This is a genomic window from Thermodesulfobacteriota bacterium, from assembly GCA_026415035.1.
Lineage (GTDB): Bacteria > Desulfobacterota > BSN033 > BSN033 > UBA1163 > RBG-16-49-23.
This window is the reverse complement of record JAOAHX010000005.1, coordinates 81,839-107,997: the sequence shown is the minus strand read 5'-3', so window position 1 is coordinate 107,997 and position 26,159 is coordinate 81,839. Positions and strand designations below refer to the sequence as shown.

26 protein-coding genes are annotated in these 26,159 nt (G+C 56.9%); 8 read left to right on the top strand and 18 right to left on the bottom strand.

What is annotated here, in order from left to right; translation table 11 throughout:
* Nucleotides 1-46 precede the first annotated feature (46 nt).
* The 5 genes from N3G78_04990 to N3G78_04970 form a co-directional block, all read right to left on the bottom strand.
* Complete coding sequence (locus tag N3G78_04990) at nt 47-1,465, bottom strand: M48 family metalloprotease (protein MCX8117275.1); 1,419 nt, start codon at nt 1,463-1,465, stop codon at nt 47-49.
* 441 nt (nt 1,466-1,906) lie between these two features.
* Complete coding sequence (locus N3G78_04985) at nt 1,907-2,734, bottom strand: cytochrome b/b6 domain-containing protein (GenBank protein ID MCX8117274.1); 828 nt, start codon at nt 2,732-2,734, stop codon at nt 1,907-1,909.
* A gap of 12 nt (nt 2,735-2,746) precedes the next feature.
* Entirely contained in the window at nt 2,747-3,796 is a 1,050-nt protein-coding gene (locus tag N3G78_04980) for a hypothetical protein (GenBank protein MCX8117273.1), read from the bottom strand.
* Nucleotides 3,793-4,221: a response regulator gene (locus N3G78_04975; protein MCX8117272.1), complete on the bottom strand. Its 429-nt coding sequence runs from the start codon at nt 4,219-4,221 to the stop codon at nt 3,793-3,795. The genes N3G78_04980 and N3G78_04975 overlap by 4 nt, the downstream gene beginning before the upstream one ends.
* A gap of 105 nt (nt 4,222-4,326) precedes the next feature.
* On the bottom strand, nt 4,327-4,572 hold the full coding sequence (locus N3G78_04970; protein MCX8117271.1) for a hypothetical protein: 246 nt from the start codon (nt 4,570-4,572) through the stop codon (nt 4,327-4,329).
* A gap of 324 nt (nt 4,573-4,896) precedes the next feature.
* Here N3G78_04970 and N3G78_04965 point away from each other — a divergent pair, with 324 nt between their 5' ends.
* Complete coding sequence (locus N3G78_04965) at nt 4,897-5,052, top strand: hypothetical protein (protein ID MCX8117270.1); 156 nt, start codon at nt 4,897-4,899, stop codon at nt 5,050-5,052.
* A gap of 126 nt (nt 5,053-5,178) precedes the next feature.
* Here N3G78_04965 and N3G78_04960 read toward each other — a convergent pair whose 3' ends face one another.
* The 4 genes from N3G78_04960 to N3G78_04945 all read right to left on the bottom strand — a co-directional run bounded on the left by N3G78_04960 (nt 5,179) and on the right by N3G78_04945 (nt 8,628).
* Entirely contained in the window at nt 5,179-6,579 is a 1,401-nt protein-coding gene (locus tag N3G78_04960; GenBank protein MCX8117269.1) for a sigma-54 dependent transcriptional regulator, read from the bottom strand.
* Between the two features lie 85 nt (nt 6,580-6,664).
* Nucleotides 6,665-7,312, bottom strand: coding sequence for an HAD family hydrolase (locus N3G78_04955; protein ID MCX8117268.1), 648 nt, complete (start codon nt 7,310-7,312; stop codon nt 6,665-6,667).
* Nucleotides 7,313-7,411: 99 nt separating this feature from the next.
* Nucleotides 7,412-8,182, bottom strand: coding sequence for a metallophosphoesterase (locus N3G78_04950; GenBank protein ID MCX8117267.1), 771 nt, complete (start codon nt 8,180-8,182; stop codon nt 7,412-7,414).
* Between the two features lie 20 nt (nt 8,183-8,202).
* Complete coding sequence (locus N3G78_04945) at nt 8,203-8,628, bottom strand: secondary thiamine-phosphate synthase enzyme YjbQ (protein MCX8117266.1); 426 nt, start codon at nt 8,626-8,628, stop codon at nt 8,203-8,205.
* Nucleotides 8,629-8,784: 156 nt separating this feature from the next.
* Here N3G78_04945 and N3G78_04940 point away from each other — a divergent pair, with 156 nt between their 5' ends.
* The 5 genes from N3G78_04940 (at nt 8,785) to N3G78_04920 (ending at nt 13,185) form a co-directional block, all read left to right on the top strand.
* Nucleotides 8,785-9,531 (top strand): QueT transporter family protein, encoded by a 747-nt coding sequence (locus tag N3G78_04940; GenBank protein ID MCX8117265.1) that lies wholly within the window; start codon nt 8,785-8,787, stop codon nt 9,529-9,531.
* A gap of 30 nt (nt 9,532-9,561) precedes the next feature.
* Entirely contained in the window at nt 9,562-11,268 is a 1,707-nt protein-coding gene (locus N3G78_04935) for an energy-coupling factor transporter ATPase (protein MCX8117264.1), read from the top strand.
* Nucleotides 11,269-11,333: 65 nt separating this feature from the next.
* Nucleotides 11,334-12,128 carry an energy-coupling factor transporter transmembrane protein EcfT gene (locus tag N3G78_04930; GenBank protein ID MCX8117263.1) on the top strand — a complete coding sequence of 265 codons (795 nt, stop codon included), beginning with the start codon at nt 11,334-11,336 and terminating at the stop codon, nt 12,126-12,128.
* A 43-nt stretch (nt 12,129-12,171) separates the two neighbouring features.
* Nucleotides 12,172-12,870: a transglutaminase-like domain-containing protein gene (locus tag N3G78_04925; GenBank protein ID MCX8117262.1), complete on the top strand. Its 699-nt coding sequence runs from the start codon at nt 12,172-12,174 to the stop codon at nt 12,868-12,870.
* Nucleotides 12,871-12,945: 75 nt separating this feature from the next.
* Nucleotides 12,946-13,185: a hypothetical protein gene (locus tag N3G78_04920; protein MCX8117261.1), complete on the top strand. Its 240-nt coding sequence runs from the start codon at nt 12,946-12,948 to the stop codon at nt 13,183-13,185.
* A 59-nt stretch (nt 13,186-13,244) separates the two neighbouring features.
* On the opposite strand, the gene amrB is transcribed toward N3G78_04920, so the two are convergent.
* The 7 genes from amrB to N3G78_04885 all read right to left on the bottom strand — a co-directional run bounded on the left by amrB (nt 13,245) and on the right by N3G78_04885 (nt 22,375).
* Nucleotides 13,245-14,438, bottom strand: a complete 1,194-nt coding sequence (gene amrB / locus N3G78_04915) for an AmmeMemoRadiSam system protein B (protein ID MCX8117260.1) — start codon at nt 14,436-14,438, stop codon at nt 13,245-13,247.
* A gap of 51 nt (nt 14,439-14,489) precedes the next feature.
* Entirely contained in the window at nt 14,490-16,913 is a 2,424-nt protein-coding gene (lon, locus tag N3G78_04910) for an endopeptidase La (GenBank protein MCX8117259.1), read from the bottom strand.
* Nucleotides 16,914-17,008: 95 nt separating this feature from the next.
* Nucleotides 17,009-17,251, bottom strand: coding sequence for a hypothetical protein (locus N3G78_04905; protein MCX8117258.1), 243 nt, complete (start codon nt 17,249-17,251; stop codon nt 17,009-17,011).
* Nucleotides 17,252-17,458, bottom strand: a complete 207-nt coding sequence (locus tag N3G78_04900; GenBank protein ID MCX8117257.1) for a hypothetical protein — start codon at nt 17,456-17,458, stop codon at nt 17,252-17,254.
* Between the two features lie 35 nt (nt 17,459-17,493).
* Complete coding sequence (locus tag N3G78_04895; GenBank protein ID MCX8117256.1) at nt 17,494-19,644, bottom strand: ABC transporter ATP-binding protein/permease; 2,151 nt, start codon at nt 19,642-19,644, stop codon at nt 17,494-17,496.
* 67 nt (nt 19,645-19,711) lie between these two features.
* The gene (locus N3G78_04890; protein ID MCX8117255.1) at nt 19,712-21,475 is read right to left on the bottom strand and encodes an ABC transporter ATP-binding protein/permease; all 1,764 of its coding nucleotides are present in this window, start codon (nt 21,473-21,475) and stop codon (nt 19,712-19,714) included.
* Nucleotides 21,476-21,484: 9 nt separating this feature from the next.
* Nucleotides 21,485-22,375 (bottom strand): DMT family transporter, encoded by an 891-nt coding sequence (locus tag N3G78_04885; GenBank protein ID MCX8117254.1) that lies wholly within the window; start codon nt 22,373-22,375, stop codon nt 21,485-21,487.
* A 114-nt stretch (nt 22,376-22,489) separates the two neighbouring features.
* Between N3G78_04885 and N3G78_04880 the strand changes: the two genes are divergently transcribed.
* Nucleotides 22,490-22,831 (top strand): DUF4870 domain-containing protein, encoded by a 342-nt coding sequence (locus N3G78_04880; protein ID MCX8117253.1) that lies wholly within the window; start codon nt 22,490-22,492, stop codon nt 22,829-22,831.
* Between the two features lie 130 nt (nt 22,832-22,961).
* A complete protein-coding gene (locus N3G78_04875; GenBank protein ID MCX8117252.1) occupies nt 22,962-23,729 on the top strand; it encodes a 4Fe-4S binding protein in 768 nt (255 codons plus the stop codon).
* Between the two features lie 61 nt (nt 23,730-23,790).
* On the opposite strand, the gene N3G78_04870 is transcribed toward N3G78_04875, so the two are convergent.
* Nucleotides 23,791-25,143 (bottom strand): MFS transporter, encoded by a 1,353-nt coding sequence (locus tag N3G78_04870; protein ID MCX8117251.1) that lies wholly within the window; start codon nt 25,141-25,143, stop codon nt 23,791-23,793.
* A 49-nt stretch (nt 25,144-25,192) separates the two neighbouring features.
* On the bottom strand, nt 25,193-26,158 hold the full coding sequence (locus tag N3G78_04865) for an ABC transporter permease (GenBank protein ID MCX8117250.1): 966 nt from the start codon (nt 26,156-26,158) through the stop codon (nt 25,193-25,195).
* Between the last annotated feature and the right edge of the window lies 1 nt (nt 26,159).

Sequence of the window (26,159 nt, the reverse complement as noted above, 5' to 3'; positions counted from 1 at the left end):
GGCTCCTCCGATGACGATCGTCTCCCCTTCAAGGAACTGCTCTTGATCATTTCTTCGTTCCGCTCAATTCCTGAATCTCCCTCAGGGCCTCCTGCCTCTCAGGGCTTCCCCTCTCCAGTCCCTCGAGGGCAGTTCGAAAATGGAGCAGGGCGCTCCGGCTGTCTCGCCTCAGTTTAAAATGTTTTCCGAAATAGAAATGGGACAGCCCTTTTTGGCCCATCCTTCCGTAAACGGAGCCGAGGCTATGGTAGACCTCCGGCCAATCGGAGAATCGACCTCTCACCTTCTGGAATGAGGCGAGGGCCTGGGCGAGCCTCCCCATCTCAAGGTAGCATCTTCCGAGAAAGTACACCCCGGACCAATCCTCGAAGCGATCCCCACTCGTCTGAGAAGAGGCCTGGACCGCCTCCAGGGCTTTGCAGGCCTCGTCCAATTTTCCGGACAAGAAGTAAGTGATGCCCAACTCCCTTAAGAGACATCTGTCCTCGGAGGAGAGCGAAAGCCCCGCTTGGAAGGCCTCGATGGCCCTATCCATCCTCCCCGTTTTCCGATAAGCCATTCCCAGACCGTAATGAAAATCCGATTCCCCCGGATGGGCATCGATGAGGGATTGAAAATGCTGGACCGCTACGTGGGGCTCTCGCTCCTCCACGAAGGCCTTGGCCTGAATCTTCCGATACGATTCTAAGACTCGATAAGGAGGAAGGCCTGCGGCCCGGGTCCCTGCCTGGAGGAGGTTCTCCATCAAAGAGATCCGGTCTCCGATGGCGGGATGGGTCGAGAGATAGGGAGGGATGCCTGGTCCGAGGGTAAGGCTCAGCTTGTATATCTTATTCATAAAGGAGACCAGGCCTTTCGGATCGTAGCCGGCGCGGTTCAGGTAGAGGAGCGCATTCTGATCGGCCTCCACCTCCATGTCCCGAGTATATTTCAGGGCGAAGGCCTCGGAGGCTGCCAAGGCGGTCACGGCCACGGCCTCCGTGACCTTCCCCCCTCCGCCTATGAGGGCCCCTGCGATGATGGCGGCCAAGGAGGCGATGTTCAACCGCTTGGATCGCTCGATGAGCTGGGCGACATGCCGGCCCATCACGTGGGCGATCTCGTGACTGATCACCCCCGCAAGTTCCTGCTCACTGTCCGCGGAGACCAGGAGGCCGGTCGTCAAAAAGATGTGTCCTCCCGGAATGGCAAAGGCATTCGGATCCGTCCCCTTGATGATGGAGAAAGTAATCTCGAAAGGGGTCGGCCCTGCCTGCGCCACCAAGGTCTGGCCAATCCGATCGATATAGGCCTGCAGGGTCAGGTCCCTGACCCGCTCGATTCTCGGTTCGAGCTCGAGCAGAATCTTCTCCCCCATCTTCTTCTCGGCTTCAACCGTCATGGCCAGGGGGCTTTCAAGGAGATGGAAGAAGGGAAGAAGGAGCATCAGAAGATAGCAGAAATAAAGATGAGGTTGACGGCTCATCGGTCCTCGACGGAAACGTTTGACCCTAATCTTAACACGTTCCCTGGGACACGACAATAAAAAAACCCTATATATCCTCTCCGTTTGGGTGGGGTGTGGATGGTGGGAGTGAGAGGATATATAGGGCGAAATTCGTCTCTTAGCGCCGTCGAATGAAAAATAAGCTTAGGGATTCATCCTCCTGGCCGACGGGATCGAAGGCGACCCGTGAGCGTTCGATCAAGGTTGGAGGCAAGGGCGATGGAGGATGATCCCTCCGACCTTCTCAGCCCTCCATTTTAGCCAATCGTAACATCTCCTGAGGTAGCCACTCTCTTGGGAAGGCTGTCTTCTTCTCCCCTTTCGCTTCGGATAGGGCCCATAACGTCCTTTAAGGCCATCTTTCAATTTCACTGAAGGTCACCTCCTCCGTCCTGTTCTCATGCCCATGTAGGGCGAGGCTCACATCCCTTTCCAGTTCTTGATCGACTCATTGAGGTGTTGGACGACGCCGTAAAGGGTCTTGATCGAAAATTTCTGTCTCTTTTCCTGGTGGAGGGGGTAGACGTTTGCTCCCCCCTTTCCTCCTTCATCAAGGGAGAGCCATCTCCGTCTCTCCTCGGCCTTGATCCGCTCCAGTTCCAGACCATGCTCCAGTTCCATCTCGTGTTCAGTCAGGTAGCCGTTGATCCAGGCCCAGTTCATCGGATAGACATCGGGGTTTAAGATGACCGAATAGAAATGCCAGATGAGGATGGTGAAGGTGGCCAAGATGGCCTCGTAGAAGTGGATGGCCCGGGCCACCTCAAAGGTCCAAAGGGGGAAGAACCGGAGCCACTCCTCCTTGAACCAGAGGATGAACCCGGTCACGGTCATGACGATCGTCCCCCAGATCAACCCGAAATACTCTAACTTCTCTCTGAAGTTGAACCGGCCCATCTTGATCTCTTTTGGGGGGCGGTTGATGAAGAGATTATTCTTCAGGGTCTCCCAGAGGTCCTGGAGGTCCTTGAAAGTGGGGATCATATCGAGGGCGATTCTCCTCCCCCTCTCGGTGAAGGCCAAATAGAGGAGGTGGTACCCTCCAAGGGTGACGATCGCGGCCCCGGAGAGGCGATGGAGGAAACCCCGAAAGGTCATTCCCATAGGGACATCCGTGATGGGTGATGCCCAGAAGGCCTCCGGGAATCTCAGGGCGAAGCCGGTGATGACCAAGATCGTAAAATTGATGGCCAAATTGAGGTGCTGAATCCTTTCATTTAAGGTCATGCGTAGGTATCTTCTTCCCATGGCCCAAACTCCTTAATCTCTCGGTCTTCGGTCAATCGTCTTTCTCAACCAGTCGGTGAAATTGAAGAAGAGCATCCCTCCGAGGACGGTCACGATCAAGACAATATAGACGACCCTCACCCACCCGAGGACCTTTTCGCCGAAATCGCCTTCCTTGATGTCAGGAAGGGTATGGATCTTGCCTTTTGCAAAATTGACAGAAGCCCCGGGATGGCAACTTCCGCAGGTCTTCTGGAGGTTATCCTTGTGGACCATGGATTTGGGGTCGCTCGACGGACGGATATCGTGGACCCCATGGCAGCTGGCACAGTTGGCCGAGAACGTGTCGCCCCCGCGATAAGAAAGGCCATGGAAGCTGTCGTAGTAGGATTTGACCGGCTTCGTGGTGAACCGATACTCCCTCGTGATCTGTTCAGCGGCATGACATTGGGGACAGGTGGTGATGGCGATCTTTCTCTCATGGACGGCGGAATCGGGATCGGTCCTGGGCTTAATCCCGTGGGTGCCGTGGCAAGTGGTGCAGGTGGGATGGTTGGGCCTCCCCCTCGAGAGGCCAACCCCGTGGACGCTTTCGGCGAATTGCTTGCTCTCCTCAGCATGGCAGGCGCCACAGGTTTGAACGAGATTGGTCCGGTAGGTGGTCGATTTCGGATCTGTCAAAGGCCTCATATAATGGTATCCGTGACATTCTTTGCAGGCGATGCTGGCCTTCGTGCTGTGGACGCTCGTCTTGAATAAAGCCTCCGAGGCCTCATGGCAGGCCCCACAGTCCACCTTTCGATCCGCCTCTTTGACCCCTTTTTTGGCATGCGTCCCGTCCACGATTCGGGTGTGGCAGTCGGTGCAGGCGAGCTTTCCATGGACACTCCGTTTGAACTCCTCCTCGTTGAGATGGAGGGCGATCTTGTTGCCTCGCGCATCGGTTTTGACCAATCGCTCATCCCGATGACACGTTAAACACTTGGCGTTCTCTCCCCAAGCCATTCCCATGCCCACCCCGAAAAGGGCAAAAAGGAGAAACCCCACCAGGACCCCTCCAGATTTAAATGATCTCCACCTCATGCTGGAACCCTCCCTGGGACCCAAAAAGGAATACCTCTTGCTTTCAGGCCTTCCCTTTCGATTTTCTCAAAGGCGCAACCCACCGCGGACCTCACCTCTTCGAGATCGATCGGCTTCGTTGCGTGGTAGAAGATCCCCGCCTCCCTGAGTCGCTTCACCTTCTCCAGGGAGGTCTCGGAAGAGACGACGATCACCTGGAGTCTCGGCCGAATATGTTTCAAGAGGGGAACCAGATCGAAGGCCTTCACCCCTTCCAACTCGTCGTCCAAGAGCAGGACATCGCTCTTCCCTTTTCTGACTTTTGGGATCATCTCGCTGATGGTCCTTGCCGTTTCAATCCTATAACCAAGGCCGTGGAAAAAGGTGGTCAGCGAACGGAGGCCTAAATCATCCTGATAGGCAATGAGGATCATGTTTGACTTCATCGCTCATCCCTGGATCGGATCCTCCCCTCAAAAGCCCATTCCAATTTGACCCGGACCAACCCCCACCATCCTTGGTTCCAGAGGAGGAAGGAGCTTCGGGGGAGCTTAAACCACCGGTACTGGCCTTTCTTCTCTATTCCTATATGAAGAGATGCCGGTTGCGATGAACCCGAACAGAACAATGCCCGCCGGAATCAACTGGGCTAAGACGATGATCGTGCCAAAAGTATAAAAGAACCACATCCCGATCAGCCCCACACCTTTGATTCCCCCTATATGGGCAATTCCAAGCGTAAAGAGGGAGAGGCCGAACACGAGCATGAGGGAGAGTAATCCAAAAACTCTTTTCACCTTGCCACCCTTCCTTTCCTACCAATTTGAAGGCCTATTCGTCTCGATCCCGAGTTGGCCGGAGGTATCTTAAAGGCCTCCTCGTTTTTTAAAATTTTTTTGCATTTCAAATGCCAACCTTAAATTTACTTCTCTTTCAGATTTAACATTTTGATTTTATTAAATATTTAATTGGTACCCGGAATACCCATCCACGCCATTATGTATAAAATTATTATACATCAATTTGAGAAATTCTGAACAAAAATGGGGTAATTTTTCCATAATCTTTTATCTTTTTTTAAAAATAAAAAAAATATACAATCTTTGCGCCTAAAAATCCTGATGAAAAAGACTTTAAAAGCCGAGCGTCCTGGCGAGGATGGAAAAGGCGATGATGGGGATGAGCCAACAGAAAAAAGTAATAATAAAACAGAGAGTTACATCATCGGTCTCAATTTTTTTGATCTCCCCATACTTAACAATGAGGACAAGGCCTAAGGCCGCTATCCCGACCACCACAAATGACCAACCCATAATCAGCCATTTAAAGAAATCAGACACCGGTTCAAGCTCTTCCGATCATGCCTATGTTTCGGGACAGTCTCGACGGGAATATTTATTGCCTTAGTCTTCCCGGACTCTTAAACCATATTTTCTCATCAGCGCCTGGAAATTGGGCCGTAACATCCCCACCTCCTCTGCGGCCCTGGTCACATTCCATTGGTTCCTCTCGAGGGCCTTGATCACAAAGGCCCTTTCGACCTCCTCCACCGCTTTCTCCCTCAGTTGCTTCTTGATCTCCTTCAACTCTTCGCTCGTCATCGGGATGCGCTCGATCTCCTCTGCCCTTTTCTGGCCCGGCAGGATCAGATGCTCTACTCGAACCATCTCTTCGTCCATCATCACCACCGTGCGTTCGATCACGTTTTCGAGCTCCCGGACATTGCCAGGCCATGGGTATTTCATGAGCCTCTCCATCGCTTCCGGAGTAAACCCCTTGATCGACTTTCCCATCTCCTCAGAGTACTTTTTGAGAAAATGCATGGCCAAGGCGGGAATATCCTCCTGCCGCTCCTTCAAGGGGGGAAGAAAGATCGGGACGATGTTCAGTCGATAATAGAGGTCTTCCCGAAAGGTCCCCTCCTGGATCATCTTTTCCAGGTCTTTATTGGTGGCCGCGATGAGGCGAATGTCGACCTTTTTGGATTTGGTGCCCCCGACGGGCGTGAACTCCCTCTCCTGGAGCACCCTCAGGAGTTTTGCTTGGATGGCCAAACTGATGTTGCCGATCTCATCGAGGAAGAGCGTTCCTCCATCGGCCACCTCGAAAAGGCCGGGTTTGGTCGTCACCGCGCCGGTAAACGAGCCCCGGATATGGCCGAACAGCTCGCTCTCGAGGAGATTCTCGGCCAGGACGGCACAATCGACGGTCACGAACTGTTTGTCTCGTCGGGGGCTGTTATAGTGGATTGCCCTGGCGATCAGTTCTTTGCCCGTCCCGCTCTGACCGTGGATGAGGACCGTGCTGTCGGTGGGAGCCACCTTGGCGATGATCCGGTAAATCTCCTGCATCTTTTTGCTTTTCCCGATGATATTATGAAACCCGTATTTTTCCTGGAGTTCCTGTCGGAGATAAACATTCTCGAGCAGGAGCTTCTTCTGCTCGATCGCCTTTTTGACCACGACGGAGACCTCGTCGGGGGTAAAGGGTTTGGGGATGTAGTCGAAGGCACCCAATTTCATGGCTTCCACCGCGGTCTCCACGGTCGAAAAGCCGGTGATCATGATCACGATCGTATCCGGATACTCCCTTTTGATCGTCCGGAGGACCTCCATTCCGTCGATGCCCGGCATCTTCAGGTCGGTGATGACGATATCGTAGGGATTCTCCCTCATCTTGGCGAAGGCCTCGGCCCCGCTCAGGGCCGTCTCCACTTCCAACCCCTCGTCTTCGAGGATCCTCTGACAGCTTTCGCAGACGATCGCCTCGTCATCGACCACCAAAATCCTCGGGCTCGATGCCATCCGCTCTTCCTCCTTTTGACGCTCCGCTCAGAATCCTACCATAAAGGGGATTGCCCTTTCAATCTCGCTTTGGAGGGGAGGGGGGTTAAGGGGAACGGAGGGGAAGCCTTCTTTCGAGTTCTCTCAAATCCGATAGGACCGAGTCTCCGTCCTGTTTTCCGGCGCGGTCCAGAAAGTAGGCCTGAATGCCCACAGAGCGGGGGATGAGATAATCGAATTCGTAGTGGTCGCCGACATGGAGGATCTCGTTGGGCTCGACCTGGAGGATCTCACAGATCCTTAGGTAAAACTGAGGGGTCTTCTTCACCACCCCGAAGTCCGAGGTGGCGGAAAAGAGATGTTCGAAGTAGTTCTTCAGGCCGGCCACCTCCATCTCGATCTGAATGAACTCCCTGCCAGCATTCGAGGAGAGGATGAGGGAATACCTCCCCTTCAAGCGCTCCAAGGTGGGATGGCTGTCCTCATAGGCGATGATCTTGTCCGCATATCGCCTCATCAAGGTCTCCCAATCCTCCTCGAGCTCAAACCTTCGGAACCAGTATTGAATGTCATACCACTCCACCGCAGCCTCGCCCACCTTCCGATATTCCTCCACCACAAGGGCCTTGGCCTCGGAGAAGCTATGGCCATGCTTTCGGGCATAAAGTTCGGGGATCCCGTGAAGCCAGACCCAATCGGTAAATTCTGGATCCACTAACGTCCCGTCCATATCGAAGGAAACGATTCGTACCAAGGCAAAAATCCCCTCCTCAACCCTCCGCCTTCTCCCTGTTCAAATCGAGCCCCGATCGAGGCTCAAGCCTCCCTGAGATAGGGAGAAACCCTAAGGCGGTCAGATCCTCTCGATCCTGACATCGCCTGCCCCCCGTATCTCCTTTTCCATGTCGGCCACCACGATCGTCCTCGCCAGGGGATAGGCGCGGGAGGTAAAAATCGTAATACAGCGGTCTTGAAACATCAAGGTAGGAGCGTTGGGTTGATGGGAACGGATCAACAACCGCTTTTGGTACCTTTCCATGAGCCGGCAGAAATAGTCTCCCCCGAATTGGGGCCTCCCCCAGGGCTGGCCGAGAAAATCCCCTCCGGCCTCGACGAAATCGCCCCAGACGATCCTGTCCCAGTTCGAGTCCCCCCATTCGATCCGGTTCAGCTCCTCCAGAACCCTTAAATCCGGAAGGGCGCCGTGGAGGGCGATCACCCCGTTGGAGGAGGTCGCACAGAGCGGCAAGGCGGAGAAGACCTGGTCATAGAGCCTCCTCTTCCTCGCCGGGAGGGATTCCCAGAAATCGGCCGGGTAGAGGGGTTTGGTCATAAACCCTTCGTGATTGCCGGCCAGGAGAAAGATCTCCTCGGGATGGTCCCGTTTCATCCGGAACAGGAATTGAATATTCCCTTCCGAGTCGTCTCCCCGATCGACATAATCTCCTAAGAAGACGATCCGGTAAGGCTCCCTCAGGTAACGATCGATCACCCTCTCGGAGGCCTCCAGGTCCCCATGGGTATCTCCCACGAAGACGACCTTCCCTTCGGAGGGGAGCTGAATCAGCCGGGGCTCTCCCTCGACTACCCTCCGCACCTGATCGCAAAGATCTTCGAGGATCATCGTTCGCCGCGCCGGAAGATTCACCCCTGGCCATGTCGTTCGATCGGGCCACTGGCCACGACCCTGACATGAACCTGTCGGCTGCGGGGCCCATCGAATTCACAGAAGAAGATCCCTTGCCAGGTCCCGAGCAGCAGCCGGCCTGATTCGATCAAGAGGGTTTGGGAGCAACCGATCAGGCTCGACTTGATATGGGCTGCCGCATTCCCCTCGGTATGTTCGTAGCGGTCTTCGAAGGGGACGATCTTGTTGAGGGCCATCAGGATGTCTCTTGGAACGCTCGGATCGGCATTTTCATTGATGGTGACGGCCGCGGTCGTGTGGGGGACGTAGAGACAGCAAATCCCCTCCTTGACGCCCGACCTCTGGACGATCTCTGCCACTTGCCGGGTGATCTCGATGAACTCCGTGCGTTTCGAACTTCGCAAGGAAAGGATCTCTCCCATCTTCCTCCCCTCCCTCCGAGGATGACATCATCTCCTCATATCATAACTTGAGGAGAATCTCAATCGCATCCCGAGGGATTTCGCATTGATTTTCCCAGAGCGATTTGATATCCTTTACCCCATCGGAATCGGGAAGAAGGAGGAAGCAAAGGCCCGATGAAAGCGGCATGGACCATGTGGCACAACACCCGGATGATCCTTCTGGTAGCGGTCTGCGCAGCCATCTATTCGGCCGCCCTCCTCGCCTTCAAGACCGCCATCCCCCTCATCCCGGGCTTCACGGAGGTGAGGGTGGCCAATATCTTTCCGATGGTCTTCGGCCTGCTCTTCGGCCCGGCTGGGGCTTGGGGCACGGCCTTTGGAAACCTCCTCGGAGATCTCTTCGGAGGGACCTTCGGCCCCGGTTCGATCGGAGGGTTTGTGGGGAACTTCCTCCTCGGTTATCTTCCCTATACCCTCTGGACGACCCTCGTCCCCTTCGCCGAGACCTCGCGGGAATGGAGAAAGGGGAGCTGGCGGAGCTGGACGAGTTACCTCCTCATCGCTTATATCTCGAGTGCCTCCTGTGCGATCGTGATCAGCACGTTTGCCGATACCCTCGGCCTCGTCCCCTATGCCGTCCTCTCAAAGATCATCACCATCAACGACACCCTCGGCAGCCTGATCGGCCTGGCCCTCTTCCTCTCGGTCTACCCCGTCGTCAAGGATCAACTCGGCCTCTTTTGGCCGGAGGTCATGGGGGAAGAAGAGATCGGCCTTCCCCTGGCCGGTCCCCTCGGCGCCTGGTTGGTAACCCTCGGCTCGATCTTTGGGATCGCCGGAGGGATGCTCTCCGACCTTCCCGCCCTGGCGATCGGCTGGATCTCTACGGCCGCGATCCTCCTGGGGGGCCTCCTCTTGTAACTCTTCCGAAGAAAGGGCCAAAACGACCCTATGGGGCCTGCCATCTCCGTGGAGAACCTCTCCTTCACCTATCAGAGGAGCCATCGCCCCTCGCTCCTTAAGATCTGCGCCGAGATCGACGAAGGGCGCTTCATCGTCCTCATGGGCCACGGTGGGGCAGGGAAGTCGACCCTCTGCGCCTCTTTTAATGGTCTTGTGCCAAGATTTTTCAGGGGAGATTACCAGGGTCGCGTGGTGGTCAAAGGGAGGGAGGTTGCCACCCGATCGGTTGCGGAGATGTCCCGCTTCGTGGGGCTGGTCCTCCAGGACTTCGAGGCCCAGCTCTTCTCCACCAACGTGGAACTCGAATTGGCCTTCGGCCCTGAAAATCACTGCCTCCCCAGGAAGGAAATCGAAGCCCGCATCGCTCGAACCCTCCCCCTCATCGGTCTTGAGAATCTTCGCAGGCGAGAACCGGCCACCCTCTCGGGTGGCCAAAAACAGCGCCTCGCCATCGGGTCGGTCCTCACCCTGGAACCTGAGATCCTTGTGATGGACGAGCCGACCACGGATCTCGACCCGGCGGGCCGGGAAGCCGTCCTCTCCCTGGCCGAAACCCTCCGCAGACAGAATCGGATCCTCCTCGTCGTCGACCATGAGCCGGAGACCGCCCTTCTGGCCGATCAGGTGTGGCTGATGAGAGAGGGAGAGCTCGTGGCCCAGGGACCCCCTAAGGAGATCCTCTCAGACCCAGAGAGGCTCAGGGCCTGCGGCATCGGGCCTCTTTCGACGGTCGACTTCTTCAAAAGGATGGGGTGGCCAGAAACCCCTCTCACCGTCGAAGAGGCCATCGCCTGCATGGAGAGGTCCAACCTCGCCTCCCCTAAACCTTATCAGCCCTCCCAAAGCCCCCATTCCGGGCCGAAGGGATCCCCGGTCTTGATCGTCGAGGGATTGAGATTCACCTACCCCCGCCATTCGATCGAGGCCTTGAAAGGCATCGATCTCGCCATCGAAGAGGGAGAGTTCGTAGCCATCCTTGGACAGAATGGCTCGGGAAAGACGACCCTGGCGAAACACCTGAACGGACTCCTCAAACCCACCTCCGGTCGGGTGTGGGTCAGGGGCCGCCCAACGACCGGCTACCGTCATCGAGACCTCGCACGGTTGGTCGGTTATGTCTTCCAGAACCCCGACCATCAGATCTTCGCCAGGACCGTCCGGGAGGAGGTGGGGTTTGGGCTGAAGGCCCTGGGCGAGGCCCCGGGGACCATCGAGAGACGCGTGACCGAGGCGCTCAGAACGGTCGGGCTCCAGGGATACGAGGAGCGGAATCCCTTCAGCCTGACCAAAGGAGATCGACAGCGCGTGGCCGTGGCCTCGGTTCTGGCCACCCGTCCCGACGTGATCATCCTCGATGAACCCACCACGGGCCTCGATTACTTCCACCAAAAGAGCATGATGGAGATGTTGAGGGGGCTGCGTTTGAAAGGGCACACCATCATCGTCATTACCCATTCGATGGGGGTGGCGGCAGAGTATGCGACCCGGACCATCGTCCTGAAAGAGGGCTCCGTCTTTTTGGATGGAGAGACTCGGTCGGTCTTTGCGGATGAGGCCAGATTGAAACAGGCCTCCCTTCGGCCTCCTCCCGTGGCGCGTTTGAGCAACTGGTTGGGGACCCAAGCCCTCACCGTGGAGGGGATCGTGGAGGAGCTAAAACGATCCCAAGGTCCCTGTCTCGATCCATCTCCATGAGTTTCGGCCAGGGGAATGGGGCGACCCCATTTCCTCGGTCGTCAAAGCCCTGAGGAAAGGCAGCAATGAATCTCTTTCTTTACATCGATCAAGAGACCCCCCTTCACCGGCTTGACCCCCGGACCAAAATGTTCGGGGCGACAGGACTGTCCATCCTCTGCCTCTGCTTCAACCATCCCCTCTTTTTGCTTCCCATCAGCCTGGGCCTGATCCTGCTCGCCTTCTTCTCAGGATCGCTCGGACAGGTTTATCGCCTTCGGTATCTTCTCCTCCTCCTCTTCCTCTTCAGTGCAATCCTCTGGCCCTTCTTTGTAAAGGGTCCCACCCCGCTTGGGACCCTTGGAAGGGTTGACCTCAGCGTCGAAGCCCTCCTCTATGGCCTCGCCATGGGCCTTCGTCTTTCAACCTTTGTGATCATCGGCCTGATCTTTCTTTCCACCACACGCCATGAAGAGATCGCCCACGGCCTGATCCGGTTGGGGCTTCCTTATCCGATAGCCTTTGCCCTTTCGGCTGCCTTCAGGCTCGTTCCAACCTTCGTGGGCGCCGGAGCCACCATCGTCCAGGCCCAGATCTCGAGGGGGCTCGATGTGGAGTCTGGCCCTCTTTTCCGCCGTCTCGGGAAGTTCATTCCTCAAGCCGTTCCCCTCTTCGTTTATGCGATCCGCTACACCAACCTCCTGGCGATGTCCCTGGAGTCGAAAGGGTTCGATCCCAGGGCGAAACGGACCTTTTATGTCGAACTCCAGATGAAGGGAAGGGACTACTGGGTCTTGATCCTCCTGGGAGTTACTTGCCTCGGAGCGCTATGGGTCAGAATAGGACTGGGCATCGGAGCGATCCTTCCTGGCCGGATTTAATCGAGAGGTTGAAAGAAGGGGTCGAAGCATTTATATTGAGGTTATGGAACGAGAGACAAACCTCCGTTTTCTCCTCCCCACCGCGATCATCGACAGTCACCACCCGAGCGTCATCGGATTCGCCAAGGAGGTGATCGGGTCGTCAAAGGACCCGGTGGAGATGGCGGTCAAGCTCTACCTGGCGGTCCGGGACGGTATTCGGTACGACCCCTATTCTCCTTTCTATCTCCCGGAGCATTACCGGGCCAGTTTTGTCCTCAAAAGGGGCAGAAGCTTCTGCGTGCCCAAGGCGTCCCTCCTCTGCGCCCTCGGAAGGGCCTGCGGCATCCCCTCCCGGGTCGGTCTGGCGACCGTTCGAAACCACCTCGCCACCCAACAGCTCCTTGATTTCCTCGGGACGGACCTCTTCGTCTCGCACGGATTTGTGGAGTTCTATCTTGAGGGGAAGTGGGTCAAAGCCACCCCGGCCTTCAATCGGGAGCTCTGTCTGAGACACAAGGTGGTCCCTCTTGAATTCAATGGCCGAGAAGACTCGCTCTTTCAGCCCTACAATCTCGAGAAGCAGAAGTTTATGGAATATGTGAGGCTGGAAGGGATCTACGAGGACATCCCCGTGGAACATATCCTTGCGGAATGGAAAGCCGCTTATGGCGAAGAGCGGGTCAATCGATGGATCAAACGGTTCGAGGAGGGCTCGCACCCCCTTCGGGACTTTGAGACCGAGGACGTGATCAACCCGTGAGACCCCTGGCTCCTTGAAATCCCCGCTTAGATCGGATATAGGGAGTCCATCAAAGACAGGAGGGACCTTCGCGAGATGGCTCAAAAGAGGCTCTCAGAAGTCTTCAAGCTGGTCGAATTTCTCAACGAAGAGGTCAAGGAGCTTTCGAAGCGACTGGGTCGGGTGACCCCGAAAGAGGTGACCGAAAGGTTGGGGGCCTTGGCCCTCATCCGCGAAAGGATCCTCAGCCTCCAGGTCGATCTCCCTTCAGAGATCGAAACCCAACTGGCCCAGCTCTATCCCTCCCTGGAGAAGATCCGGACCAAACCCTCTTAACCCCCTTCTTGGAAAAGGGAATCCATCCGGCAGGATCCGATTCCGAAATCCGGGATTCCTTAAGCCCCTCCCCCATAGAAGACCAGGCTGGCAAAGGTGACGACGGATTTCGTCTCCGGCGTATAGGCCTGCCCGTATTTGAGAAGCCTTCCCTTTTCTGCCTCCATCACTTTGAGCATCCCATAGATGGCCGGCAGCCCACAGATCCGCCTCCGGTCCCCTTCCCTCGCCACGGTAGAGTAGAAACCCTCTGCCTCCATCCTTTCCGCCTGGCCGAGCATCTCCAGGTCTGCCCTTTCGAGGAGGTAGAGCCCCCCCTCCCCGATCCCTTCGGGATCTCCGAATTGAGGTCCCACATGGGCCAGGTCGGCGCTGGCAAGATAACAGACCTCGCGTTTAAGGGAGGCGACCGACTCGCTCAACGCCTCAAGGAATTTCCGAACCGGCATCAGTTCCCAAGGCGAGATTCCTTTCTCGATCGCCTCGTGGACCGACCCGCTCAGGATGGGCACGATCCTTAAGGGGGTGGGTTCAGGAAAGAGGTACCGGAGAAAGACGCATTGAAATTCGATGGAGTGTTCCGTTCGATGGGCCCCCTCGTTTCGGAACAAGTCCTCGGGATAGCGGGACTGGATGGCCTCGATCAGCTCACGATCCACTTCGAGAGGGCCGAGGGGGGTGAGAAAGGTTTTGCGGGTCAGCGCAAAGGGCTGATCCATCGGCCCGTGAGCCGTTCCGAAGAGGACGAAACAATCTGGAAGGGGACTGTTCCAGAGCTCGCGATGGGCGAAGGCATAACAGGTCCCCCCCCGTTGAAAATCGATATGGGGAGCGATCACCCCCTTCACCTTTCGCTTCTCCTCGCCCTTCGAGAGCGGGCCGGGGCCATCGGGATCGGTGAAGTAGGAGGAGAGCTGGGCCTTCAGCCTCCCCGGGTCCCTCTCATAACTCTTTCCGGCAAAGATCGCCTCCCGGACCGGGGCCTCCCTGAAGGCCTGCTCGATCTGCCTCTGGACCTGTTCAAACCGCTCGCCCTCGAGAAAGAGCGTCTCGTCGAGCTGATGGATGAGCTCCTCGATCTTCTCCCTATAGAGGAGTTCCCCGAACCTTCTCAGGTATTCGGCTTGGATGTCGAGGATGGAATGCCGACCGTCAAAGAGGGAGACCACGAAAAATAGGGAAGGCGGAAGGAAGAGGGTTTTGTCGCTGATGTGGAAGGGGTCTTGCAGGCAAACCAGCGTCTCCCCGGACATCTGGACGGGAAAGACATTAACCTTCCTCAGTCTTGGAAATTCCTCACCCATTCATGCCGTGACCGTTAAGGCCCCATGGTCGGTCTTGGGGACCTCGGTCGGTTCGGGTTGCTTGAGGGCCAACTCGATCGCCTCGTCCATTTTCTGGATGAACTTGAAATTCATCTGATTCCGGATATGTTCGGGAATTTCTTCGAGGTCCTTCTCGTTCTTCTTCGGCAGGATGATCGTCTTGATCCCCGCCCTCATCCCCGCAAGGACCTTCTCCTTGATGCCCCCGACCGGAAGGACGAGGCCCCTTAGGGTGATCTCGCCCGTCATCGCCACGTCGCTGCGGACGGGTTTGTTGGTGAGGAGGGAGGTGAGGGCGACGAACATCGTGATCCCGGCGGAGGGTCCGTCCTTTGGGATAGCTCCCGCCGGCACGTGGATGTGGATGTCATGCTTGGTGAAGAAGTCTTCTTCGATCCCGAGTTCCTTCGCCTTCGACCGGACATAGGCCAGGGCCGCCTGGGCGGATTCCTTCATCACATCGCCCAACTGCCCGGTCAGGGTCAGGCCTTTCTCCCCCCGCATCTTCGTGGCCTCGACGAAGATGATATCCCCCCCGGTGGGCGTCCAGGCCAGCCCCGTGGCCACTCCCGGTTCGGAGGTCCGTTCCGCCACTTCGGGGAAGAATTTGACAGGGCCGAGGAACTTGTGGAGGTTCTCCTGGGTGACCACCACCTTTTCATGGCTATTTCCCGAGGCCACGTCCTTGGCCACGCTCCGGCAAATGGCCGCGATCTCCCGCTCCAAATTTCTCACTCCCGCCTCCCGGGTATAGGAGCTGATGATCGTCTGGATGGCGGACTCCTGAAATTCGATGTGTTCGGCCGTCAACCCGTGTTCGGTGATCTGCTTCGGGATGAGGAATTGCTTGGCGATCATCATCTTCTGCTCTTCGCTGTAGCCGGGAAGCTCCAACGTCTCCATGCGATCCCTCAGCGGCGGGGGGATCGTATCGAGGACGTTGGCCGTGGTGATGAACATCACCTTGGAGAGATCGAAGGGCAGGTCGATGTAATGGTCGGAGAAGGAGTAGTTCTGTTCGGGGTCGAGGACCTCGAGAAGGGCGGAGGAGGGATCTCCCCGGAAGTCCATCCCGATCTTGTCCACCTCGTCAAGCATGAAAACCGGGTTGTTGGAACCGGCCTTTTTGATCCCCTGGATGATCCGGCCGGGCAGGGCGCCGACATAGGTTCGGCGGTGGCCCCGGATCTCCGCCTCGTCCCTCACCCCCCCAAGGGAGATCCGGATGAACTTCCTCCCCATTGCCCTGGCGATCGACCTCCCAAGGGAGGTCTTCCCAACGCCCGGAGGACCGACAAAACAGAGGATCGGCCCTTTCATGTCGGCCTTCAGTTTTCGGACGGCCAGGTATTCGAGGATCCTCTTCTTCACCTTTTCGAGATCATAATGGTCCTCATCGAGCGTCCGCTGGGCATTCTGGATATCGAGGTTGTCCTCGGTCGAAACGGACCAGGGGAGTTCGACCAGCCAGTCGAGATAGGTTCGCGAGACCGTATACTCGGCCGAGGCCGGTGGAATCTTCGAGAGACGGTCCAGCTCCTTCTCCGCCGCGGCCACGACCTCGGGCGGCATCTTGGCCTTCTTGATCTTCTCCCTCAGCTCCTTGATCTCGCTGGTATGATCATCGAGCTCGCCCAGCTCCTTCTTGATCGCCTTCAATTGCTCGCGGAGATAATACTCCCTCTGGGTCCGATCCATATCCTCCTTCACCTGGGATTGGATCTTGTTCCCCAACTCCAGCACCTGGACCTCTTTGTTCAGGATGAGGTGGACCTTGGCCAACCGCTCTCGGACGTCGACCGTCTCCAAGATCCCCTGTTTCTCGTGGGTGGAGACGTTGAGATTGGAGGCGATCAGATCGGCAAGGATGGGAGGGGATTTGATATTATTCACCATCGCGCCGAGCTCGGCCGTTAAATAGGGAGCCAACTCAACGGCCCTCTGAAAGAGGTTCTTCAGATTCATCATCAAGGCCTCGATCTCCACGCTGGGCGCGTAGGACTCCTCGAGCACCTCGATCCGGGCTTTGTAGTAGGGGTCGCGCTGGGTGTATTCCTTCACCCTGACCCTGGAGATCCCCTGGACGATCACCCGCTGACTTCCGTCCAATTCTCGGATCATCCTCAAAATCAGGGCGGCCACGCCGACCGAGTAGAGATCGTTCTCCTTCGGATCCTCGATCTCGGACCGCTTCTGGGTGACGATGCCGATGATCCGGTTGGAGTCCATGGCATCGTCGATCAACTTGATCGATCGCTTTCGACCCACCATGATGGGCAGGATCAGGTCGGGATAGAGAACGGTCCCCCGGAGGGGAAGGATGGGGAGCTCTGAAGGGACATTAATCCGTTCCTCCTTCCCTTTCTCCTCTTTGTCCGCCCCGCTTTTAGGCAAAAAGATCATCCTTTCCTCCCGCTTGGTTCAAATACCGAAGGCTTGGACGCCTTAAAAAAAACATAATCACTCATCCTCACCCTGTCAAACGCCGGGGGGTGATGTTAAGGCCCCTCTCCAGGGGTCGATAAGGGCTTTCCGCAGATGTTGCAGATTCCGTCCTCGTTGATGATGCCGATGCAGGTTCCATCGCTGCACAAAACCCTCTCTTGCGGGCCCTCCTCATCGACCGCTTCCGTCACCGGTCTCCCACACCAGCAGCAGAATCGGCTCCTCTCAGGGATGTCCCCTCCACAGGCCTCGCAATGAAGGTGGGGAAGGGATCCCTGGCAGTGGGGACACCTCATCTATTCCTCCTCCAGCCGGAGCCCTTTGATGAACCGATCGATCTCCCTCCGGTTCCTCTTAAGCTCGACCAGGAGTCTCCTCATCCCCTCATCGGGGAAGAGACGATTCAGATCGTAATCCCTCCCGGGGAAGAGGAGGTTCAAATCGATCTCTCTGCCCTTCGCCTCCTTCTCTTGACCCGGCCCCTTCTCTTGCTCCTTTTTCATCTCGTATTCTTTATAGGATACGCCAATTTCTTTTGTCAACCGGGGCTGGCCTCAAGATCGAGAGAGACCGATGGGAGACCCCTTATGCCAAACTGGACCTGGTAGAGGCGGAAATAATACCCTTTTTGGGCGATCAATTCTGCGTGGGTACCGATTTCTCTCACCTTCCCTTTGTGGAGGACGACGATCCGGTCGGCGTGTTGGATGGTGGAGAGCCGGTGCGCGATGATGAGGGCGGTCCTCCCCCGGAGTAACCGGACCAATCCGTCTTGGATCAGTCGTTCCGTCTCCGGATCGACATGGGAGGTCGCTTCATCGAGGAGCAGGACCCTGGGGTCGACGTAGAGCGCCCTGGCGAAGGCCAGGAGCTGTCTCTGGCCCGACGAAAGGACCTCCCCCCCCTCGCCCACCCGCGTCCGATATCCCTGCGGGAGGCGCTCGATGAAGGAATGGGCATTGACGAGGCGGGCCACCTCCCTCACCTGATCTCGATCGGCCCAAACCTTCCCCATTGTGATATTCTCTTCGATCTCGCCGGCGAAAAGAAAGGTGTCCTGCATCACGAGGCCAAACTGGGACCGAAGATCACGGAGATCCCATTCTCGGAGGTCGATCCCGTCCAGAAGGATCCTCCCCTCTTCCGGCTCGTAAAATCGCTCTAACAGGGAGAAGAGGGTGGTCTTTCCGGAACCGGTGGCGCCGACGATGGCGACCGTCTCGCCAGGCTTGACGGCGAAAGAGACCTGGTGGAGAACCCGATCCTTCCCGTTATAAGAGAAGGAGACCTCTTGAAACTCGATCTGCCCCAACACCTTCCTTCGGATGGGCGACCGCACCAGGGAAGGCCCTCCCTTCTCGTCGAGCAACCCGAAGATCCGCTCGAGAGAGGCCATGGCAGACTGCATGATATTATACTTTTCGGAGAGGTCCCGGATGGGCTGGAAGAACATCCGGATATAAGAGAGGAAGGCCACCAGGACGCCCAGGCTCAGGGCCTCCTGGATCACCTTGCCCCCGCCATACCAGATGAGGAGGCCGGTGGCCCCTGTGCTGAGGATTTCGATCAATGGCACAAAGAAGGCATAGAGGGTGATCTGCCTCATGTTGGCCAGGTAGTGGGCCTCGTTGATCTTTCCGAACCGCCTCCGATCCTCCTCCTCCCGTCGGAAGTGCTGGACGACTGCGATCCCGGCCAGATGCTCCTGCAGAAAACTGTTCATCTGGGCCACCTTGAAGCGGATCTCCCGGAAGGCCTCACGCGCCAGCCGGCTGAAGAGGAGGGTGGTGAGGAAGATCAGGGGGAGGACCGCAAAGGAGACCAGGGCCAAACCCCGATCGAGGTAGAGGAGCAGGATCATGATCCCGAAAAGGAGGATGACATCCCGGAACAGATTGACGAACACCGAGGTGAACATTTCATGAACGTTTTGAACGTCATTGGTGAGGCGGGTCACCAGCCTTCCGACAGGATTCCGATCGAAGAAGGAGAGGGGTAACTCCTGAAGGTGGGTAAAGACCCTCATCCGGAGGTCATGCATCATCCTCTGACCCGCCAACTCGATGGTATAGACCTGAAGGAAATTGAGGCCGAAGTGGATGGCCAGGACCAGAACCGTGAGTAGGGCGAGGTGGAACACGCCCGCGATATCCCTTCCCCTCAGGACGATCCGATCGGGCCACGCCAACTCCCTTGCCCGCTCCAGAGGGAGGTAAACATAGGGCCCTGTTCGGCTGAAGATTTCGGGATATTTTCCAATGATGGCCTCCTCCTCCCCTTGAGGGATGAAGAGGTAGTAGCGACCCTCAGAAAGGAGGCCAGCCTTCTGATAGCGGGAGGCCTCTTTCCGGTCCATCGATCTCAAGACCTCGGAAGGAAGGAGAAACCTTTCCTCTTCTTTCATCGGGATGAGAACCTCTCCAAACCGTTTAAGAAAGCGCTCCCTCTCTGCCCGATCCACCCCTCGAAGGTCGGCCACCCTCGCATGGGGAAGGATGTATCGATCGATGGCCTCCTTGGTAAGGTAAGGCACGAGGAGATCGAGGCCTGCCATCACCAAGACGATGAGGAGGGAAAACCCCATCAATCCCCAGTAACGTCTGAGAAAGGTCCAAAGCCTGGCCAAAAGCCTCCAGTCGTAAGGCCTTCCGAGCTTGCCCTCCTCCATATAGCCAAAATCGGTGTACATGGGACCTCCGTCTATGAGCTTCGGAGTCGAAAAGAGAAAATGAACCCCATCCCGGCCACGAGATCCTTCATCGATCCCTCTCCATCTCCTCTTCCATCGTCCTCTCCCAATAGAGTTTCGCGTAAAGCCCCCCTCGGGAGAGGAGCGTCACGTGATCTCCCATCTCGGCCACCCTCCCTTTCTCCAGGACGATGATTCGGTCCGCTTTTCGAAGGGGCGCAATCCGATGGGTGATGAGGAGGGTCGTCCTCCCTTTGAGAAAGGTCTCCAGGCCTTCAAGGATCTTCTCCTCGGTCTGGAGGTCCACGGAAGAGAGGGCATCGTCGAGGATGAAGATGGGGGCATTCATCAGGACCGCCCTGGCGATGGCGATCCGCTGCCTCTGCCCTCCCGAAAGGGTGATCCCTTTCTCTCCAATCACGGTGTCGAGACCTGCGGGAAATTCTTTGATCTCGTCATGGATCTGGGCCAAACGGGCAGCCTCTTCGATCTCCTTCAACGTGGCCTCGGGTCTGCCGAAGGCGATGTTCTCCCGGACCGTGTCGGAGAAGAGGAAGGTCTCTTGAGGGACATAGCCGATCGATGACCGCAGAACCTTCAGGGGAATCTGATGAATCTCATGCCCGTCGTAGAAGATCGTCCCCTCCGGCGACTCCAACATCCTCACCAGAAGCTGACAGAGAACGGTCTTGCCCGATCCCGTCCTTCCGACGATCGCCACCTTCTCCCCCGGACGGAGGTTGAGATGGACATCCTCGAGGATCGGGGGCCCACCGTTTTTCGGCGAGACGGTGAGGCCCCTGACCTCGATCCCTCCCCTCAAGGGGCCTAAGAAGGTGGCCTGGGGGGCATCGGAGATCTCCGGGGTCTCAGCGAGGATTCGGTTGATCCGGCCCATCGAGGCCGCTCCCCGCTGAATCATGTTGATCGCCCACCCGATGGCCATCATGGGCCAGCTGAGCATCCCAAGGTAGCTCATGAAGGCGACGAAATCCCCGGCTGAAATGGAGAAGAGGATCGTCAACCTCCCTCCTAAATAGAGAACCAGGGCCAGGGAGAGATTGGAAAGGAAGAGGAGGAGGGGAAAGAAGATCCCCCAGGTCCGGGTGAGGGAGACGTTCTTCTGGATATAATCCATGCCCACCTGGGAGAGCTTCTCTCTTTCGACCTCCTCCAGGACATAGGCCCGGATCACCCGGATCCCCGCGATCGCCTCCCTTACCGTCTCAGTGAGTTGAGAGAAGGCTCGCTGGAGCACCTCGTAGCGTCGATGGATGGTGCGGCTGAAGAAGAGGGCGACGGCAGCGATCAAGGGCATGGGCAAGACGGCATAGAAAGTCAGCAGGGGATGGATGTAGACCATGAAGAAGAGGGAGAGGATGCCCAGGACGATCGTGTCGACCAGAAAGACGAGACCCAGGGCCATCGCCATCCGGACCGCCTCGATGTCGTTAAGGGCGTGGGCCATCAGGTCCCCGATCTTCGTCCTGGAGAAGTAGGAGGGAGAGAGCGTCTGGAGATGGCTGAAAAATCGTTCCCTCAAGGCCATCTCGACCCGACGCGAAGCGCCCAGGAGAAGATAGCGCCAGAGATAACGGAACCCCCCGATGCCGAGGGCCAGAACCAGGATCTGCCCGCCGTAAAGGAGCAACCGGGATGAATCCCCCTGGCCTGAGGCAAGATCGTCGATGGCCCATTTTACGACCCTCGGGATGAGGAGCTGTAGGAGATCGACGACGATCAGGGCGAAAAGGCCGATCAGGATGGGCCACCGGTTCTTGAAAAGGTCTTCTTTCAGGGTGTTGAAAGATCGGATTCCTTTGTCCTTCATCCGGAGGATTTAATCCTTCCTTGTCCGATCTCGAGTCCCTGTGGCCAGGGCCACTCCCCCCAGAACCAGGGTCCCCCCGGCCAAGGTCATCCATTCCAGGGGCTCGGCCAGATAGAGAGAGGCCCCGATGAGGGTGGCAAAAGGTTCCAAATAGAGATACATACCGACCGCGCCCGAGTCCTTCTTCTCAAGGGCGGCATACCAGAGGAGATAGCCCAATCCCGAACAGAAGATGCCTAAAAAGAGGAGGCCCGCCCAGGTCGTCCCTGAAAGGGAAAACAGGTTCCCCCAATCCCCCTTGAGAAGGCTCGGGGGAAGCACGAGCAGGCATCCCACGAGCATGAGCGTGGTTACCGTGGCCAAGGGAGGGAACCTCGAAATAAACCCTTTGCCTGCGACGGTGAAGCCGCTCCAGGCCAAGGCGCTGGCAAGGATCAAGAGGTCGCCGTATGTGGAGGCGAACCGAAGGAGGTCGAGGGAAAAAACCCCTTTGGAGATGATGAGAAAGACTCCGAAAAAGCCCAAGACGATCCCCACGACCTTGCGGAAGGTGATCCCTTCACCGAGGAAGAAACGGGCCAGGATCAGGATCAGAATGGGATTGATGGCGATGATCCACCCGGTATGCATCGCCGTCGTATGGAGAAGCCCGTAGGCCTGAAGCAGGCCGAGGCCTGAAACGCCCGTGGCGGCGAGGAGGAAGAGATGACCCCAGTCCCGCCGGGCATATCGCTTCAAAAAGTCCCTATCCCGGCTTAATTGAACCCCGAGGAGGACCAGAGCGCCGATCCCGTAACGAAGCGTCAAGAGAGTGAAGGGATGGAGCTCCCTCAAGGCCACCTTCGTGGCAATGAACGAGAACCCCCAAATCACCACGGCCGTGAAGGCCTGCCAGGACACCCTCTCTTCTCCCCCATGATCGAAATCCTGCTCATCCTTAGCATAAAAAAAATTTTTTTTCACTTGACGGGTGACCGAGGATTTGGTAAATAGAACGCCACAAGGAGGGTAATGATGGAGCCTCAACCGAAGAAAACATCCCTTGGAATCGACGAGAACATCGAGGCCTTGCTCAGCTATGTCTTGGGGTGGGTGACGGGAATCCTCTTTTTAGCCCTCGAGCGAGAAAGCAGGTTCGTAAGGTTCCATGCGGCCCAATCCCTGGCGGTCTTTCTTCCCCTTTTCGTCGCGATGATCATCCTCAGCGTGATCCCCTTCATCGGGTGGATTTTGTCCCTCCTACTTTCGATTCTGACGCTCCTCCTCTGGCTCTTCTTGATGTTCAAAGCCTTCCAGGGAGAAAAATATAAACTGCCCATCGTGGGCGATTTCGCCGAAAAACAGAGCAACCTATAGCCCTCCTCCGATCCGCTTCTTCCCCTCTTTCCTTCCGCTCCAAGGTTTGGCCTTTTGACCTAAATCAAGGCAGAAGGTCTTAACCTCTCTTATCCTTAAAGTAAAACGATATCCAAAGGAGGACTGAACCATGGCGATCCGCAAAATTGTCCAAATCGATGAAGAAAAATGCACGGGGTGCGGTCTCTGTATCCCCAACTGTGCCGAAGGGGCCCTTCAGATCGTCGATGGGAAGGCGAGGCTTCTCTCCGACAAGTTCTGCGATGGTCTGGGCGCATGCCTCGGCCATTGCCCTGAGGATGCCATCCGGATCATCGAACGAGAGGCCGAGGAGTTCGATGAGAAGGCCGTGGAGGACCACCTCCATCGACACAAGGAGGTTTCCCCAGGACCCCACCCCCAACCTGAATTTTCAGGGTGTCCCTCTTCAAGGGTTCTTCAATTTCAGGCCCCTCCCCGGAGCGCCGAATCGGAGGCCAGGTCTCCCTCGGTCTCGCAGCTCTCCCAGTGGCCGGTTCAATTGAAACTGGTTCCGGTCGATGCCCCCTACTTTCAGGAGGCCGAACTCCTCGTCGCTGCCGACTGCGTTCCCTTTGCCTACCCCGATTTTCACAATGATTTTCTCAAGGGGAAGGCGGTGGTGGTGGGGTGTCCAAAACTGGACGATATCCAGTTTTACCGGGAAAAGCTGACCGCCATCTTCAAGGCGAACCGGATCAAAAGCGTGACCGTTCCCTTTATGGAGGTCCCGTGCTGTTTCGGCCTGGTCAAGGCCACGGAGGATGCCATCCTGGCCTCTGGAAAAGAGATCCCGTTGAAAAAGGTAAAGATCGGGATCCGGGGTGAAATCAAACCCGAATCGGAAACCCAGGCCAGGAGATTCGCCCACCCTCATTGATCCAGGGGGGAGGGAAAACGGGGTTGGGTTGAGTGGTGAGGATGGGGGAGGTCGCCCACGATCAAAGGATAGGGTGTTCTCTCTCTTCCATCCCCTTCTTCTCGTCCACCTGCCAGAGGAGGATCCCCCCTGCCACGAAGAAGGCGAGCACCGAGAGGATCCCGGACTGAACGTCTCCGGTCAGGGCGATCAATATCCCATAGATCAGGGGTCCGAAGACCGAGGCGAATTTCCCGGATACAGCAAAAAATCCATAGAATTCTGCGCTGTTGGCATCCGGAGTGAATAGTCCTTGTAGGGACCGTGAGGAGGCCTGACTTCCACCTAAAACGATCCCGGTGAGGATCCCAAGAATCCAGTATTCGGTCTTTGGGTCCCAGAAGATCCCCAGTTGGAACGCCCAGACCACGATCAAGGACCAGATGGCCAAGGAGATCATGATCGTCCTCTTGTTGCCGAGGGCATCGGCCAAGAATCCGAACAAGAGAGATCCGAGGAAGGCGATGCCCTGGACCAGGAGAAAGAAGAGGATGATCTCTCCGGTCTCCATCCGGATCACCTCTGCCCCAAAGATCGACGCCATCACGATCACCGTTTCGATTCCTTCGTTGTAGATCAAGAAGGCGGCCAGAAATTTCGTCAGCTCCCTGAAGGTCCGGATCCTCTTAAAGGTATGCCGGAGACGAAGGTATCCCAGGGTGAAATAGTTCTTCCCGGGATCGAGGGGGGTCTTCTCGGCCCTCTCCCGGAGGAGGAGAAAGAGGGGCAGAGAGAAGACAAACCACCAGAGGGCGACCGAGAGGAAACAGTCCTGAACCGTAAAGGTGCCTTTGGGGAAACCAATCGTCTCCGGATATTGAAGCATCATGAGGTTGAGCGCCAGAAGTGCTCCCCCACCGATATATCCCAGGGCCCAACCGAGCCCGGAGATCCTTCCGATATTGCGGTCGGTCGAAATCTCGGGGAGAAAGGCATTGTAGTAGACATTGCCCCCGGCAAATCCGAGGTTGGCGAGGATGAAGAAGATGGCCCCCTTCCAGTGATCTCCCTCCCCCACAAAAAAGAGAAGGCCGGTGAAGAGGACGCCGAGATAACAGAAGACCATAAGAAAACGCTTCTTCGAGGCCGAGGTATCGGCCACCGCTCCTAAGAAAGGGGCGAGGATGGCCGAAATGAGCATGCTGAGGGAGACGGAGAAGGTGAAGAACGAGGCCCCGTGGAGACGAAATCCCAAGAGGTCTACCCCCTTCTCCCCGCCTGCCACCACGGTCGCAAAATAGTGGTTGAAGATGACCGAGAGGATGGTGGTGGCAAAGGCCGAGTTGCCGAAGTCGTACATGGCCCAGCCGAAGATCTCCCGTTTCTTGACAGGGGGAAAGAGGCTCGGGGAGGGATGGGGATCGGACGATGTCATGGCTTCCTGTTTCGCCCCCCGTTCCCCATCAATCCACCTTCGATCGAGATTAGACCGTTCGGATCTCCTGTCTCATGAAGGCGTAGTAGCAGATGCCGAAGCAGAGAAAGGTGATCGCCACGATGGAGATGAGGTGGGGGATGACGATGAGAATGCTTTCGAGCAGGGGCAAGGGGTTCTGAAAGCGGCTCATCGAGAGCCTTTCCAGGGGGCCCATCAGAATCAGGGCCCTGGTCGTCTTTCGCATCGGATCCAACAGGGTGACGGTGGCCTCGCTATAGAGGGTCATGGGAGAGAACATGGAGATGTAGCGCTGGATCTTTTCGTGGCGGAGCAAAACCTCGGCGTCCACGCCGGAGGCGGTCTGTTTCACCGGAGCCACCGCATCGGCCAGGACACCCGCCCCCAGACCCACGAAGAAGGAGAAGAAGATCCAGAGGGCCAGCGCGGCCAGGGCCGAGGTGGCCGTGCTGCGGAAGAGGACCGAAAAGAGGATCGAGATCCCCAGCCAGAAGGAGATATAAAGAAGGCTCACCAGCACATAGAGGCCTAATCGAGAGACCTCTTCCACCCCGGGGATCACCCCGATCAATCGGATGCCTAACCCAGAGATGAGCAACACCGTGGCCAAAAGGACGACGGCGATGACCACGACCCCGGCGAGAAACTTGGCGTTGATGATCGAATCGCGGTAGATGGGCTGGGAGACCAGTTTCGAGAGGGTTCTCGAAACCCGCTCCCGGTTGATCGAGTCGAATCCCAAAAAGATGCCCAAAAGGGGGCCGAAAAACCCGATGAACTGGACGAAGGAGAAGAGCTTCCCGGTGGAGGTGAAAAGGAGCAAGAAGAGGAGCGTCGGCTTGGCCATCCCCTTCAACTCCTCCTGTATGGCCATCCCCACCATGGAGGTGACGATGACGCCCACCATCACGATCAGCCCGGTGATGAGGATGAATCTCAAACTGTTGAAATGGTCCCCGAGCTCCTTCCTGAAGATGGTCAATACGCCGTGCAAA